Source organism: Desulfoscipio sp. XC116, assembly GCF_039851975.1.
Classification (GTDB): Bacteria; Bacillota; Desulfotomaculia; order Desulfotomaculales; family Desulfallaceae; genus Sporotomaculum.
The window spans coordinates 1,187,842-1,202,127 of sequence record NZ_CP156660.1; the positions used below are offsets into that span (position 1 = coordinate 1,187,842).

Genomic DNA, 14,286 nt, shown 5'->3' on the forward strand with positions numbered 1-14,286 from the left:
CGACCAGTATGTTTTCGCATATGGTTCGGGTGGAAGGTGATATCCTTGGGCGGGTTTATTCATGAGGAAATAATAGAAAATATTCGGTTGCGTGCAGATATCGTACAGGTTATTTCCGATTATGTAACGCTGCAGAAAAAAGGCCGCAACTATGTGGGCCATTGTCCGTTTCACCAGGAATCCGACCCGTCATTTACCGTTACACCCGACAAACAAATTTTTTATTGTTTTGGTTGTAATGCCGGCGGTAATGTTTTTAAGTTTATTATGATGCAGCATAATCTATCGTTTCCTGAAGCTGTTAAAATGCTGGGGGAAAGGGTAGGGGTGGCGGTTCCCGATGGTTATACTCCCCAAGTGCGGGAGCGTTTGCGCCGGGAGGAAAAAGCATGGAAAATAAACGCAGTAGCCAGGGATTTCTATCAATCTGTGCTGCTGCAGTACTCCGAGGCTGTTGCTGCAAGGGAATATATAGCCGCCAGGGGTCTTACTGCGGATATTATCAAAAATTTTGGGCTTGGTTATGCGCCTGCATCATGGGACGCGCTGATTAAGTATATGGGGGGTAAAGGTGTAAGCCTGTCCGATCTATTAAAGGTGGGATTGGCGGTCAGCGGTGAACGTAATGCTTATGATCGGTTCCGGTCCCGTTTGATGTTTCCTATATCTGATGCCCGAGGGCGGGTGGTTGGTTTTGGCGGGCGGGTGCTTGGCGATGGGTTGCCCAAGTATTTAAATACTGCGGAAACGGATTATTTCAGTAAAAGTAAAATACTGTATGGCCTTGACCGGGCCAGGCAAGCCATTCGCGAAACGGGATACGTTGTTATAACCGAGGGTTACATGGATACCATAGCTGCTCACCAATACGGTATAACCAATACGGTAGCCTCGTTGGGCACCAGTTTGACCAAGGAACACGGACGCTTGTTAATGAACTATACCAGGGAAGTGATTATTGCCTACGATGCTGATGCTGCGGGAGTAGCCGCGGCAGTGCGGGGACTTGATATATTGCAGGAGTTGGGCTGCCGGGTGAGGGTGCTTTCATTGCCCGAAGGCAAGGATCCGGATGAATTTTTGCGGCTCCGGGGACTTGACCAATGGAAACGGCAGGTGGAAAATGCCACACCGCTGGTTGAGTTTAAGCTGCAAAGAGCTTTGGCTAAATATACAGACGGGCCTATGGCCAAAGACGCTATACTGGAAGAAGTATTGCCGGCTCTGGCAGCTATGCCGGGTGAGCTGGAAAAAAATGAAGCTATACGTTTGATAGCCGCCAGGTTGTTCACCAGCTACCATGCTGTGGCGGAGGAGTTGCAAAGATTTTCCAATAGCAATCGAAAAAAAACTACAAAACCGGATAAAATTACTAAAATTAAGCATAATATAAATAGTAAAAAATTAGGCATTGATTTTGGCAAAAGAGCCGAATATGGTTTGATACGATTAATCCTGGAAGATCCTAAAATAATAGATACCGTGGCCAGTGAATTACCGGGCAATTTTTTTCAGGATGTTTTTTGTTATGAGGTTTATGCAAAAATATTAAATATATATAAACGGTCTTTATCGTATACATTATCAGCGGTGTTTGATTACCTGGAAGAGGAGTATCAAGAAAAATTGGGTGCTATGTTAATGGAGCCGGTTCCCGGTGAAAATCCCGAGCTATTATTACATGGTTATATAGCCGCTATAAGAAGGCGGCAGCTGCTTGAGCACCGTGGGCAATTGCAGGATGCGCTGGCCGGTGCGGAGAAAGCCGGAGACCAGGATGAAATAATACGCATTTTGCGCGAAATAGGTTTTACTGATCAAACCCTGAAGGGAGGGGAATGTTGCCATGAGCAGGGAAGACTCCAGAAGCAAACAACTCATCAAAGACATCAAGGAATTAATTGAAAAGGGCAGAAAAAGAGGAGTCTTGACTTATCACGAGGTCATGGACAGTTTACAGGGCATAGAGCTTACCCCCGAGCAAATTGATGATGTATATGAGAAATTATCTGCTATGGGTATCGAAGTGGTGCCTGACGCTCAGGATATAGAAACCATTAATGCTTCTCCTATTGAAGAAGAGGATAGTGAATCCGGTGATGATGTTGAAGTGGATTTAACCGTCCCCGAGGGCGTTGGTATAGATGACCCCGTGCGCATGTACTTGAAAGAAATCGGTCGGGTGCCTCTGCTGACACCGGAAAGGGAAGTGGAACTGGCCAAGCGGATGGAAGATGGCGATGAGGAGGCCAAACGCCTGCTGGCTGAAGCCAACTTGCGCTTGGTGGTCAGTATTGCCAAGCGTTACGTGGGTCGGGGCATGTTGTTTTTAGATCTAATTCAGGAAGGAAATCTAGGCCTGATTAAAGCTGTGGAAAAGTTTGATTACCGCAAGGGTTATAAATTCAGTACGTATGCCACTTGGTGGATCAGGCAGGCCATTACAAGGGCAATAGCCGATCAAGCCCGGACCATTCGTATTCCGGTGCATATGGTGGAAACCATCAACAAATTAATCAGGGTGAGCAGGCAGTTACTGCAGGAGCTGGGTCGCGAGCCGCTGCCTGAGGAAATTGCTAAAGAAATGGGCATTTCCGAGGAAAAGGTGCGGGAAATATTAAAGATTGCCCAAGAACCTGTGTCATTGGAAACTCCCATTGGTGAGGAGGAGGATTCTCACCTGGGCGATTTTATTGAGGATCACGACGCTCGGGCTCCGGCCGAGGAGGCTTCTTTTACGTTGCTGCGGGAGCAACTGGATGATGTGTTGACAACGCTGACTGACCGGGAACAAAAGGTGCTGCGCCTGCGTTTTGGACTGGATGATGGTCGGGCGCGGACGCTTGAAGAAGTGGGCCAGAAATTTGGTGTTACCCGGGAGCGAATTAGACAAATTGAAGCTAAGACGCTTAGAAAATTGCGCCATCCCAGCCGCAGTAAAAAGCTTAAGGATTACTTGGACTAAGTTAAAATTTGCTTAATAAATTCTTCTATTGACCGAGGGGTATGTTTATTGTATAATAACTGCTGTAGCGTTCCTCGATAGCTCAACGGTAGAGCATCCGGCTGTTAACCGGAGGGTTGCTGGTTCGAATCCAGCTCGGGGAGCCAATCCCTCTGGGCCCATAGCTCAACGGTAGAGCATCCGGCTCATAACCGGCTGGTTCTAGGTTCGAATCCTAGTGGGCCCACCACTTACTGAAAATTATAAGTTGGGAGTTAAAAGAAACCAACTTCCAATCCGAGGCCCCATGGTCAAGAGGCCTAAGACACCGCCCTTTCACGGCGGTAACCCGGGTTCGAATCCCGGTGGGGTCACCACAAGGGCGATTAGCTCAGTTGGGAGAGCGCCTGCCTTACAAGCAGGATGTCGGTGGTTCAGGCCACCGTAAACGCATAATCCTGGGAGCTTCGCCATAAGGGAGCATAGCTCAGTTGGGAGAGCGCCTGCCTTACAAGCAGGATGTCACAGGTTCAAGTCCTGTTGTTCCCACCAAGAGAAAATCAGCGGTAGCATCGCGAATGCGGTGTTGTCGCGTTTATAATAAATCGGGAGCATAGCTCAGTTGGGAGAGCGCTTGCCTTACAAGCAAGATGTCACAGGTTCAAGTCCTGTTGTTCCCACCATTAGAACACAAAGGTAGCACCGGAGTCAAGCTTCGGTGTTATTTCTTTTTTTATACCAAATAAATCGGCCACTACTTTATCTGAATACACATCAATTCGCTTAATTACCTGCCGCAGGGCTAGCTTCTTTTCCGCATCGGTCATACTGTTCCAATCTTGCCGATGGCAACTGCTGCGGCCATCGTAGTCACTTGCTCCTGTCAGGGGGCATATGGCTTCAGGTCTGTTGAGATTTGACATAATCCTATTAGAATGGGATAACGACTTTAATTAGAAGCGTCGGATAAAAAGACGAAAAGGAAGCTCTGCGAACTCTTGTCGGACTATGGGAAGACAAAGATACTTCCTTTTTTGACAAAAGGTAAATTCCTTGATCTCATATCCGGCCTCCGTCATAGCCCGCAAAGATGCCTCCATGCTGGTTGGCTTTTCGGCAAGGCAAACGTCAATCTGCGCCTCCGCAAAACCCGGTACGGCGCATTTTTACATAGATGAAACTTGTTGACATTCGTATTTATCTGTAGTACTATACTTATACTTTTAAATTATTGATAAAATAGAATATTATTTCAAGTGTCCCCTCTGGCGCAAACGGATGATGTCCGATTGCCTTTGGGGAAGAATAGAGAATCGGGTGAAAATCCCGAACGGTACCGCCGCTGTAAGCGCTGAGACCGCGCTCATCGACTAAAGTCGGTCACTGGGAAACTGGGAAGGCAGAGTGTGTTCGCAGGAGGAAACTCCATAGGCGTAAGTCAGAAGACCTGTTTGAAATGCGCTCTGTCCTCAGGGTGGCAGGGCCTATTAACGTGCGGGAACACGGCTGCATCAATCGTAAGGTTGATGCAGCCGTGTTTTTATTTTCGATTCTTAACATCTAATATCACGACGGGGAGAGAAAAATATGCAGTTTAATGAGCGGATAAAAACCTACTGGGAAGGCGAAGCGGAGGGCTACAGTCAGGGAATCGAAAGGGAACTCAGGGATTTCCACAGGAAAGCTTGGAAAGAGCTTATCCTTGAATACGCCCCTAAAAAGAGTGAGCTAGATATTCTTGATATAGGTACAGGCCCGGGCTTTTTCCCGATCATACTTTCTGAGGGAAATCACAGGGTTACGGGTATCGATCTGACGGAAAACATGATACGTTTCGCGAAAAAGAACCTGGAGGCTGAAGGATGCGAAGCTACCTTGCTTTCGATGGACTGCCATAATCTTGCTTTCGAAGACAACTCTTTCGATCTTGTAATTTGCCGCAATCTTACTTGGACGCTCGACAACCCCTCGCGTGCTTATGAGGAATGGTTGCGAGTGCTTCGTACTGGGGGCCGTTTGCTGGTATTCGACGCCTGCTGGTATCTGCACCTGTTTGATGAGAAAAAGAAAAAAGCGTATTTTGAAAAAGAAAAAGAAATCAAAGAAAAATATGGGCGCAAATTCCATGAGCATAGGAATCAGGCGGAGGGCGAGGAACTTAGCAAAAAACTGTTTATGAGCGATAAGGTTCGCCCTCTGTGGGATCTGGAGAAAATGCTTTCCATGGGTTTTTCAAAGGTATTTGCCAACTGTTCGATTGATAAGCGCACCTGCAATGAAATGGAGATAGAACTTCATTCTTTGAGGCCGTCGTTCCTTGTCGGGGGTGAAAAGTAGAAGCTATGGGAACTTATCTGCGCCTGGCTTCTTTTCTTAAGACGGCTCCGAGAGAAACCGTACTGAAAGTGCTTATTGGTTTGTTCATCAGCGCCGCAGGCTTTTTACAGGCGTTTATGGTTGCCGGAGTAATCAACGCTGTATTTAACAGGCGGCCATACGCAGAGATAATGCCTTTTATCGCGGGCGTTTTATTCGCGATTCTTTTCAAAGCCTTCTGGGTGCGTTATCAAGAAGGATTTGCCAAAAAAATGGGGGCCAAGATCAAGAGGAATATACGCCAGACTTTAATTGAAAAGCTCCTGCGCTTGGGACCGGCCTATCAGGATGGCAAACGCAGCGGCGGCATCCAGTCGCTTGTTACCGACGGCGTGGAATCCTTTGAAGTTTTTCTTGTTCAGTATATACCTCATATATTCGTTGTGCTTATCTCCGTAGGGGCGGCGATTACCTATATATTCATGGTTGACCCGTTTGTCAGCGTCCTTATATTGCTGGCGGCCGTACTTGCCATAATAGTGCCGCACCTTTTTATGCCGGCGATTTCAAAACTTATGATTGAATACTGGCAGTCCTATGCGCATCTTAACGCCCAGTATATCGATGCTATGCAGGGAATGAGCACGCTCAAGGCGTTTAACGTAAGTAAACGAACGCAGCAAAATCTTAACAAAGACGCCAGGCGCTTTGCTAAATCCTCTATAGACAATACGGGAATGTCCTTATCGGATTCCGCCGTTATTATATTGCTTTGCGCGGCGGGGACTGCTCTGGCGGTGGGAATAGCGGCTTGGCATACCTATCAGGGGAGCCTATCGGCTTCGGCGCTGCTGACGATCCTGTTCCTGGCTGGAGAAAGCATGCGGCCGCTTTATGAGCTTAATGTCTACTGGCACGGTAGTTACCTCGGATTCTCAGTGGCGGAGGAGCTTTATGAAGTCCTTGATACTTCGGTAGAACTGAGCGTACCGGAGGGAGCGGGCAAAAACAGGCTTATGCGGACCCCACCGGAAATCACGCTCAAAAACGTTACGTTTAAATATCGGGATGACGGGGGCAATGCGCTGAGTAACGTGACTATACATATTAAACCTGGTCAGACGGCGGCCGTAGTTGGAAAATCCGGCTCGGGAAAATCAACGTTGGTTAATTTGCTGCTTAGATTTTATGATCCTCAGCAGGGCAGGGTCATGATAGGCGGTCATGAAGTGCGGGATTATCCTCTTGATTATCTGCGTGATCAGATTGCGGTTGTTTTTCAGGATACTTATTTGTTTTACGGCACGGTTGAAGAGAACCTGCTCATGGCAAATTCTGAGGCAACCGCCGACGAATGCATTGCGGCGGCCAAAGCGGCCAACGCTCACGATTTTATCATGGCGTTGCCGCAGGGGTATCAGACGATTGTGGGAGAAAGGGGCGCGACGCTTTCCGGCGGCGAAAGGCAGCGTATCTCTATTGCCCGAACCATTCTTAAGGACTCCCCTGTGTTGATTCTGGACGAGGCTACCTCAAACGTCGATATCTCGGGAGAAAGCGTTATCCAGGAGGCGCTCGAACGGCTGATGAAGGAAAGAACGACGGTTATTATTGCTCACAGACTGTCAACCATAAAGCAGGCCGAGGTTATTTATGTTTTGGATAACGGCAGACTGTGTGAAGCCGGAACCCATGATGCGCTCGCTCAGTGTGAAAAAGGCGTTTATACAAAACTTGTGCAGGCGCAGGAGAAAGCGAGGCAGGTTGTTTGAATAACAGTGAAAAGTATTACCGGTTGCAATCTGTGTTTAAGCTTATCGGAAGCCTTAAAAAGCATTATGGCGAAATGGCTTTAGCGGTAGCCAGCGGTGTATTCAACCATTTATTCACCGTATCCGTATCCGCACTGTGCGCGTATATGGTGGGCCTGGCGCTGGAACAAAAGATTTCCCATAGCTGGCGGACGCTTTTTATCGCACTGTGCGTGTTAATTTTGTTAAGGGTGGTCGCGTATTTTTTTGAAATGTGGTTTGCTCACGATGTGGCGTTCAAGGTACTGGCGGATCTGCGCATTATGCTTCTTAAGGCAGTGGAACGGGTATCACCCGCGATTCTGCTCAATATGCGATCAGGACAGCTGGCGTCTACGCTAATGAGCGATGTTGAGCTGCTGGAATGGTTTTTTGCACATTCCTTTGGCAGTGTGTTCGTAGCGGTAATCGTATCAGTTATTTTGCTGGCATTTTTAGGGTGGCTGCATCCTGTGTTGCCTGTAATTATGCTGCTGTTCTTTGCGGTCCTTATATTTATACCTGTTGCAAGAAAAAAGAAAGCGGATGAACAGGGCGCATCCGTGCGCAAAGAACTTGGAGATGCCAACGCCGTCACTATGGAGGGAATTCAGGGCATGAAGGAAATACTCATGCTTAACAATGTGGAGGTCTATCAAAAGAAAAATCGTAAATATATGCAGAAAATGTATACCAGTCAGCACAGCTACGGCAAAAGGCTTGGCACAGAGGGCGCGCTCTTGCAGCTTACGGTTGGCGTGAGCACGCTTTGTGTGATGGGGGTGGCGGCATGGCTTGTTTTTAACGGAAAACTTGCCTTTGAGTACTATCCCGTTGTTATGATGCTTGCCGGTCTTGCCTTTAATCCGGTTATTGAGGTATGTAATACGGCCCGGAATTTCGGACTTGTTTTTGCCGCGGCAAATCGCGTTTATCAGGTTATTGAAGCAAGGGCGCTCGTGGAAGATAACGGAAAAACTGTGGATACGGAAGCTATCGTGCCTGAAATCCGTTTTGAAAATGTGTCTTTCCGCTATGGCAATGAGCTTGAGTTGGCTGTCAAGGATATTTCATTTACCGTTAAACCGGGCCAGCGGGTAGCGTTGGTAGGTCATTCGGGTTCGGGCAAGTCAACGTGCGTAAGCTTGCTGCTGCGGTACTGGGATGTTGAAAACGGCTCGATAAGCATAGGCGGCGTGGACATAAGGGAAATGGCCATGGACAGCCTGCGTGAACTTACTTCGGTGGTTTTGCAGGACGTTTACCTGTTTAACGTATCAATACGAGAGAATATAAGGCTTGGCAGAATCGATGCCACCGGCGAGGAGGTGGAAGCCGCTGCGAAAACGGCTCTAGCCCATGAATTTATCATGGCTCTTCCCCATGGGTATGAAACGTTGGCCGGGGAACGAGGGCTTTCTCTTTCGGGCGGTCAGCGCCAGCGGATTGCCATTGCGCGCGCAATACTAAAGCGCTCGCCCGTGCTTATACTGGACGAGGCTGTTTCGAGTCTGGATTCAGAAAATGAAAGCAAAATTCACAAATCAATGGAAAGCTCGTATAAGGGCTTTACAACTCTAGTTGTGGCCCACCGGCTTTCAACCATTATGGCTGCGGATATGCTTGTTTTACTGAAGGATGGGCAGGTTGCGGGAATTGGAACGCACGAGGAGCTTTTCAGGCAAAACGAGTCATACCGTTCATTAGTGTTGCCCCAGATGCAGGGATTGTTCGCCGATCCAATGCACAGCAACGAAGCCGGACAACTGCAAAAGGTATCCATGTCCGCATGTGTGGAAGGTGCGTGTATATGACCAAGTTTGTTATAAAAAGGATAATATTACTTTTTCCAATACTCTTTGTTGTTACGGTTGTAACATTTGCGCTGAGCACCCTGTCGGCGGGGGATCCGGCGGCTATCGTTGCAAGATCGGAAGCGGGAGTCATCTCACAGAAAGCCGTGGATATTGTAAAATCGGAATTGGGACTTGATAAGTCTTATCCTATGCAGTACAGAGAATGGCTAAAGGGCGTCGTCCGGTTTGATTTGGGCAACTCCTACAAAACAAAAGCGCCGGTTTCTTCAGAACTGATGGCCCGTCTTCCCGCCACGCTTATGCTCACTGCATATGCAGCTACGATTATGTTCATTGTTTCGCTGATCGTTGGGGTATTAGGGGCGCTATATCCCAATTCCTTAATAGATAAGGCAGCGAAGCTGCTGTCGTTTGCAACGGTATCCATTCCTCCGTTCGTGCTGGGACTGTTGTTACTGTTTGTTTTCGGAGTAAAACTAAAGCTGGTAGATATCGTCGGCGGTGTTGGCACAAAAAGCGTATGGCTTCCGGCTATAACCCTTGGAATAAGCCACTGCGGTCCGTTTATCATGCTGATCAGGAACAATATGCTTGACGTTATGGGAAAGGGCTACATAAAGGCAGCAAGAGCAAGAGGAGTCAGCGAGACGGTAATTGTAGCCAGGCACGCGCTGCGCAATTCCATTCTGCCCGCGCTTACAAAGCTTGGCGTAACGGTCGGGAGCATGATAGGAGGTTCCGCGGTAATAGAGGCGCTTTTTTCATGGCCGGGGCTTGGCCAATTGGCGTTGAACTCTATATACAACAAGGACATTCCCGTATTACAGGGTTTTATGCTGTTTGCCGCTGCTTTAATTATCATAGTCAACCTGATTGTCGATGTCATTTATAAAGCGGTTGACACTAGGATAAAGATTACTTAGCACTATGGAAAGAAGTGAAGCGATGAATATGCCTACGGCAGAAATATCATACGAATTGAGAAGCAGGCACCCATGGAATAAACAGATGGTTATAGGCTGCGTCATGCTGATGGCCATAATATTGGTTGCATTGTTTGCACCTGTGCTGTCGCCAAACGATCCTTATGCGTCGAATCCAGCCAATAAATATATGTTACCAAGCGCGGAATACTGGTTTGGAACAGATAATATCGGGCGATGTATCGCATCCCGCACATTTTACGGTGCGCGCACATCCCTGGCTTACGCTTCAATTATACTGGGCTCGATGGTTGCCATCAGCCTTGTCTTGGGGCTGATCTCGGGATATTTCGGGGGCATTGCCGATACGTTTATTATGCGCTCTACCGATATATTTCTGGCCCTGCCCGCTCCCGTCGTCGCACTGGCCATAGCCGGCGCGTTGGGACCAAGCGCAAAAAATCTTATTATTGCCATGGTTGTGACTTCATGGGGAGATTTTACGAAGCTGGTGAGGGGTATGGTTCTTGAAATTAAGGAAAAGGACTTTGTAATGGCGGCGAAAGCATCGGGATTCTCTCATTTTAAAATGCTGCGCACCCACATTTTAACGAATGTTATTCCTCCGCTGATCGTATTGGCAACCCTTGAGATGGGGAAGATTATTCTTTCGATAGCCGGTTATTCCTTTATCGGACTTGGTGCGCAGCCTCCCACAGCGGAATGGGGCGTCATGATAAGCGATGCCAAAAACTATATACAGACACAACCCCAACTGATGCTGTATCCCAGCGCGGCGATTGTTGCTACCGTAGCGTCATTTAACATTCTAGGTGAAGGCTTGAAAAGGTTTATAAGCAGGGGGACGGTTAATGCGGCAAATTGATGACGCGGTTCCGGTTCTTGAAGTGAAAGGCCTTAAGGTCGAGTTTAATTGTAAAAGTCATATTGTCCATGCTGTTAACGGTGTTAGCCTTAAGGTTATGCCCGGCAAGATATCGGCTATTGTTGGAGAAAGCGGCTGCGGCAAATCAGTGACAGCTTCAGCTGTTATGAATCTGATCGATACACCGGGAGAGATTGTGGAGGGAGAAATTATATTATCCGGCCGTAACTTTCTTGAGCTTCCGCGGCGTGTACAGCGCAGTATGCTCGGAAACAGTATCGGTATGATTTTTCAGGATCCGTTTGAGTCGCTTAATCCGCGCATGAAGATTGGAGATATAGTTATTGAGGCTATACGCGCAAATAAAAAAATCAGCCGAAAAGAGGCGGACAGTTCCGCAAGGGAGCTTCTGTCAAGGATGAAACTCAGTGACGTTACCGTACTGATGAGCAGATATCCGCACCAGCTTAGCGGTGGGATGTGCCAGAGAGTGATGATTGCCATAGCAATGGCGCAGAAGCCGCCGCTGCTTATCGCCGATGAGCCAACCACGGCGCTTGACGTTACGGTACAGGCCAGAATACTTGATGAGATCGTTTCATTGCGTGACGATAACAATACGGGTGTCCTCTTTATCACGCATGATTTGTGTGTAGTAGCGGAAATTGCCGATGACGTCTATATTATGAAGGACGGACAGATAGTCGAATACGGCGAAGTGACGCGGATATTTGATAACCCGGCCCACAAATATACAAAAGAACTGTTACAGTCTATTTTGTGTGTGTAAACATTTGTTGAGGAGATGATGTGAAAATGGTCCCGCTGCTTGAGTTAAGGGGAATCTCAAAAAATTACGCTTCTCATGGCGTCTTTAGGGGGGGAACCGATTCTCAGGACGTTCTCAGAAATGTAAGCTTTCAGATTAACGAGGGCGAAAGTCTGGGGCTTATCGGCGAAAGCGGCTGCGGCAAAACAACTCTTGCTAAAATCGCGGCAGGGCTGGAAGCCCCTACCAAAGGCCAGGTCCTTTACAGTGGAGAGGATATTAGAGAATTTGATTTTGCCACTATGCAAAAGGCCCGTAAAAATGTACAGATTATTTTTCAGAACAGCAAGTCAATATTTAACCCATATTATACTATTGGCAACAGCATAAAGCATGCCCTTGAGAATTTCGAAAGATTGACCGGGAATGAAATCAAAATGCGGGTGAACTACATGCTTGAGCGAGTGGGGCTTGACTCTTCCTTTGCCGACAGGTATCCGGAGAAACTTAGCGGTGGCCAGCGACAGAGGGCGAACATTGCGAGAGCGCTGATAGCGCGGCCTAAGCTTATTATCTGCGACGAGCCGGTTGCCAGTCTTGATTTTTCTATCAGGAAAAAGACGCTTGATATGCTTAACGACATGATTCGTGATATGTCGCTCACCTGTATATTTATCTCTCACGATATCTCAACAGTACGCTATAGCTGCAAAAAGGTGGGTGTGATGTACAGGGGAACACTGGTGGAGATCTTTCCGCTTGAATCCGGTTTAACGCCCCGGCCGAAACACCCGTACAGCCAAATGCTGATGGATTCGGTACCTATTTTACATCCAAGTCAGAGAAGCGTTCGCAAACATATCAAGACAGAGGAACTTAATCAGGCGAAGCGCTATGAAAACGGATGTGTTTTTTACTCCCTGTGCGGCTCCAGGCGGCAAATATGTTCGGATGTGATTCCTGATCTTAAGGACATGGGCAACGGACACTATGTGGCCTGTTGTAGCTGTGACAAAACAAGCGCGCTCATTGCGAAATGCAATTAAGATAAAAAAATTAAGTGAAAAAGGAGGAAGAATAAATGCTAAATAAGGATAAAAATAAGATAAGCAGGGTCGTATTTTTTTTATCCGTCATGCTGTTGGTGACAGTGATAAGCGGTTGCAAAACCTCAGATGAACAGAGCGGACAAAAGAATCAAAATGCCTCTGACGACAAAACGGTCGTGGTGGGCGTAGCCGACCTCAGAGAGATCGGAATGCTTGATGCGATTTACGGCGCGGGCGACATCCTGCATCAGGAGTTTATTTACGATCCGCTAGTGGTTTTCGGCAAAGGCGGGAAGATAGAGCCCGGCCTTGCTGAAAGCTGGAAAATCAGTCCGGATGGCAAGGAATACACGTTTAAGCTGTGTAAAGATGTTAAGTTTTCCGATGGAAGCGATTTTAACGCCGATACGGTCCTGTTTAACGTGGGCAGATGGAAAGGCGCCTCATCAACGGCGTCGCTCAGCCTTGCCCAGAACCTGACGAATATTGAAAAGCTTGACGATTATACTGTCAAGATGACCTTTAACAAAAGCTACTATCCTTACTTGACAGAGCTTACATACCCGCGCCCCTCGCGCATGATTAGCCCAAACGCCCTTGACCGGCAAGGCGAATTTGTTAAGCCGATAGGAACGGGCAGGTGGATGATTGAAAGCTATGATAAAAACGAGAGCGTACTAGTTCCTAACCCTTATTATTATGGGGATAAGCCTAAAATCGACAAAATTATAGTTAAACTTATTACCGATGCGCAGGCCAGGCTAATGGCCGTGCAGACCGGCGAGGTCGATTTCCTTGCCGTCTCAATTATGGCTGAAGACGTTTCATTAATAGAGCAGAAGGAAGACCTCTCCATACTCAAGACGGAAGGGACGGATACATGCCATTTTATGTTCAATTACGAAACCCCCGCGCTTCAGGATTTAAACGTAAGGAAAGCAATCAGCCACGCTATAAACAAGGGGAGCATAATTGACAATATTCTGGATGGGTACGCAAAGGAGGCCAAGGGATTGTTTTCTGAAGGAAATCCATACGTAACGGCTGAAAACAGTTTCGGCTATGATTATTCTCCCAAAACAGCGGTGAAGCTGCTAAATGAATCGGGCTATAAAGATACGAACGACGACGGAATTTTGGATAGGAATGGCGAACCGCTTCATATCAGGCTTGTATTTCAGAACTCCGAATATCCGGATTGGAAACCTATTTGTGAATTCGTGGCCTCTCAGCTTGAAGAAATAGGCATAGATGTTGAGCTTAGGCTCCAGGAAATGAACGCTTATTATGACTCTATCTGGACCACAAGAGACTTCGATATGATTCTGTACAGGTCTTACGCCGATTCATGGAACCCCAGCGGATTCCTGATATCGCTGTATTACCCCACTCAGGACGGCAAATCCGTCGCATGGAGCAATGAGGAGCTTAACGGTCTGATTGATAAGGCACTGGCTTCAACAGAGCAAAATGAACGTCAGGAGCTGTATGACGAAATCTTTAAGCTTATGTACGACGAAGCAATGTGCTTGCCGCTTTACTACCCTCAGAAACTGTATGTATACAATAACCGTCTTATAGGGTTAGAACAGGCGACAACCTCATATGAAATTATAAAATGGGAAAAACTTGATATTAAAGAAGCTTTGAGGTAAGCCTTTCTTTTGCGTATCGGTCATACCGTTCCAATTTTGCCGCATGGTAGCTGTTCCATGTGGGTTTGAATATTGCCCCGGCCATAGGAGTGCCGGGGCTTTTGGATCCCTGGTTTGTCTTTAAATTAAGGAGGTTT

The 14,286-nt window shown here is 47.4% G+C and carries 11 protein-coding genes, 6 tRNA genes and 1 riboswitch; of the genes, 16 read left to right on the forward strand and 1 reads right to left on the reverse strand.

Annotated elements, in window-relative coordinates; translation table 11 throughout:
- Positions 1 to 45: 45 nt before the first annotated feature.
- The 8 genes from dnaG (at position 46) to ABDB91_RS05625 (ending at position 3,627) form a co-directional block, all read left to right on the forward strand.
- Positions 46 to 1,905: a DNA primase gene (dnaG, locus tag ABDB91_RS05590; RefSeq protein ID WP_347490631.1), complete on the forward strand. Its 1,860-nt coding sequence runs from the start codon at positions 46 to 48 to the stop codon at positions 1,903 to 1,905.
- The gene (gene rpoD, locus ABDB91_RS05595; protein WP_347490632.1) at positions 1,847 to 2,965 is read left to right on the forward strand and encodes an RNA polymerase sigma factor RpoD; all 1,119 of its coding nucleotides are present in this window, start codon (positions 1,847 to 1,849) and stop codon (positions 2,963 to 2,965) included. Before dnaG ends, rpoD begins: the two co-directional genes overlap by 59 nt.
- Positions 2,966 to 3,036: 71 nt before the next feature.
- Positions 3,037 to 3,111 (forward strand) — tRNA-Asn (locus ABDB91_RS05600).
- Between the two features lie 8 nt (positions 3,112 to 3,119).
- Positions 3,120 to 3,194 (forward strand) — tRNA-Ile (locus ABDB91_RS05605).
- A gap of 51 nt (positions 3,195 to 3,245) precedes the next feature.
- Positions 3,246 to 3,321: transfer RNA gene (locus ABDB91_RS05610), tRNA-Glu, on the forward strand.
- A 5-nt stretch (positions 3,322 to 3,326) separates the two neighbouring features.
- A tRNA-Val gene (locus ABDB91_RS05615) sits at positions 3,327 to 3,397 on the forward strand.
- 23 nt (positions 3,398 to 3,420) lie between these two features.
- Positions 3,421 to 3,496 (forward strand) — tRNA-Val (locus ABDB91_RS05620).
- Between the two features lie 55 nt (positions 3,497 to 3,551).
- A tRNA-Val gene (locus ABDB91_RS05625) sits at positions 3,552 to 3,627 on the forward strand.
- Here ABDB91_RS05625 and ABDB91_RS05630 read toward each other — a convergent pair.
- Positions 3,628 to 3,867 (reverse strand): hypothetical protein, encoded by a 240-nt coding sequence (locus tag ABDB91_RS05630; protein ID WP_347490633.1) that lies wholly within the window; start codon positions 3,865 to 3,867, stop codon positions 3,628 to 3,630.
- A 314-nt stretch (positions 3,868 to 4,181) separates the two neighbouring features.
- A riboswitch (cobalamin riboswitch) is annotated at positions 4,182 to 4,414 on the forward strand.
- A gap of 117 nt (positions 4,415 to 4,531) precedes the next feature.
- Between ABDB91_RS05630 and ABDB91_RS05635 the strand changes: the two genes are divergently transcribed.
- The 8 genes from ABDB91_RS05635 to ABDB91_RS05670 are packed head-to-tail and all read left to right on the forward strand — an operon-like array spanning position 4,532 to position 14,149.
- Complete coding sequence (locus tag ABDB91_RS05635) at positions 4,532 to 5,281, forward strand: class I SAM-dependent methyltransferase (RefSeq protein ID WP_347490634.1); 750 nt, start codon at positions 4,532 to 4,534, stop codon at positions 5,279 to 5,281.
- Positions 5,282 to 5,286: 5 nt separating this feature from the next.
- Positions 5,287 to 7,032 (forward strand): ABC transporter ATP-binding protein, encoded by a 1,746-nt coding sequence (locus ABDB91_RS05640; protein ID WP_347490635.1) that lies wholly within the window; start codon positions 5,287 to 5,289, stop codon positions 7,030 to 7,032.
- A complete protein-coding gene (locus tag ABDB91_RS05645; protein WP_347490636.1) occupies positions 7,029 to 8,864 on the forward strand; it encodes an ABC transporter ATP-binding protein in 1,836 nt (611 codons plus the stop codon). The genes ABDB91_RS05640 and ABDB91_RS05645 overlap by 4 nt, the downstream gene beginning before the upstream one ends.
- Complete coding sequence (locus tag ABDB91_RS05650; RefSeq protein ID WP_347490637.1) at positions 8,861 to 9,790, forward strand: ABC transporter permease; 930 nt, start codon at positions 8,861 to 8,863, stop codon at positions 9,788 to 9,790. Before ABDB91_RS05645 ends, ABDB91_RS05650 begins: the two co-directional genes overlap by 4 nt.
- A 4-nt stretch (positions 9,791 to 9,794) precedes the next feature.
- On the forward strand, positions 9,795 to 10,676 hold the full coding sequence (locus ABDB91_RS05655) for an ABC transporter permease subunit (protein ID WP_347490638.1): 882 nt from the start codon (positions 9,795 to 9,797) through the stop codon (positions 10,674 to 10,676).
- Entirely contained in the window at positions 10,663 to 11,466 is an 804-nt protein-coding gene (locus ABDB91_RS05660; RefSeq protein ID WP_347490639.1) for an ABC transporter ATP-binding protein, read from the forward strand. Before ABDB91_RS05655 ends, ABDB91_RS05660 begins: the two co-directional genes overlap by 14 nt.
- A gap of 26 nt (positions 11,467 to 11,492) precedes the next feature.
- A complete protein-coding gene (locus tag ABDB91_RS05665) occupies positions 11,493 to 12,491 on the forward strand; it encodes an ABC transporter ATP-binding protein (protein WP_347490640.1) in 999 nt (332 codons plus the stop codon).
- A 35-nt stretch (positions 12,492 to 12,526) separates the two neighbouring features.
- Entirely contained in the window at positions 12,527 to 14,149 is a 1,623-nt protein-coding gene (locus ABDB91_RS05670; protein WP_347490641.1) for an ABC transporter substrate-binding protein, read from the forward strand.
- Positions 14,150 to 14,286: the final 137 nt, after the last annotated feature.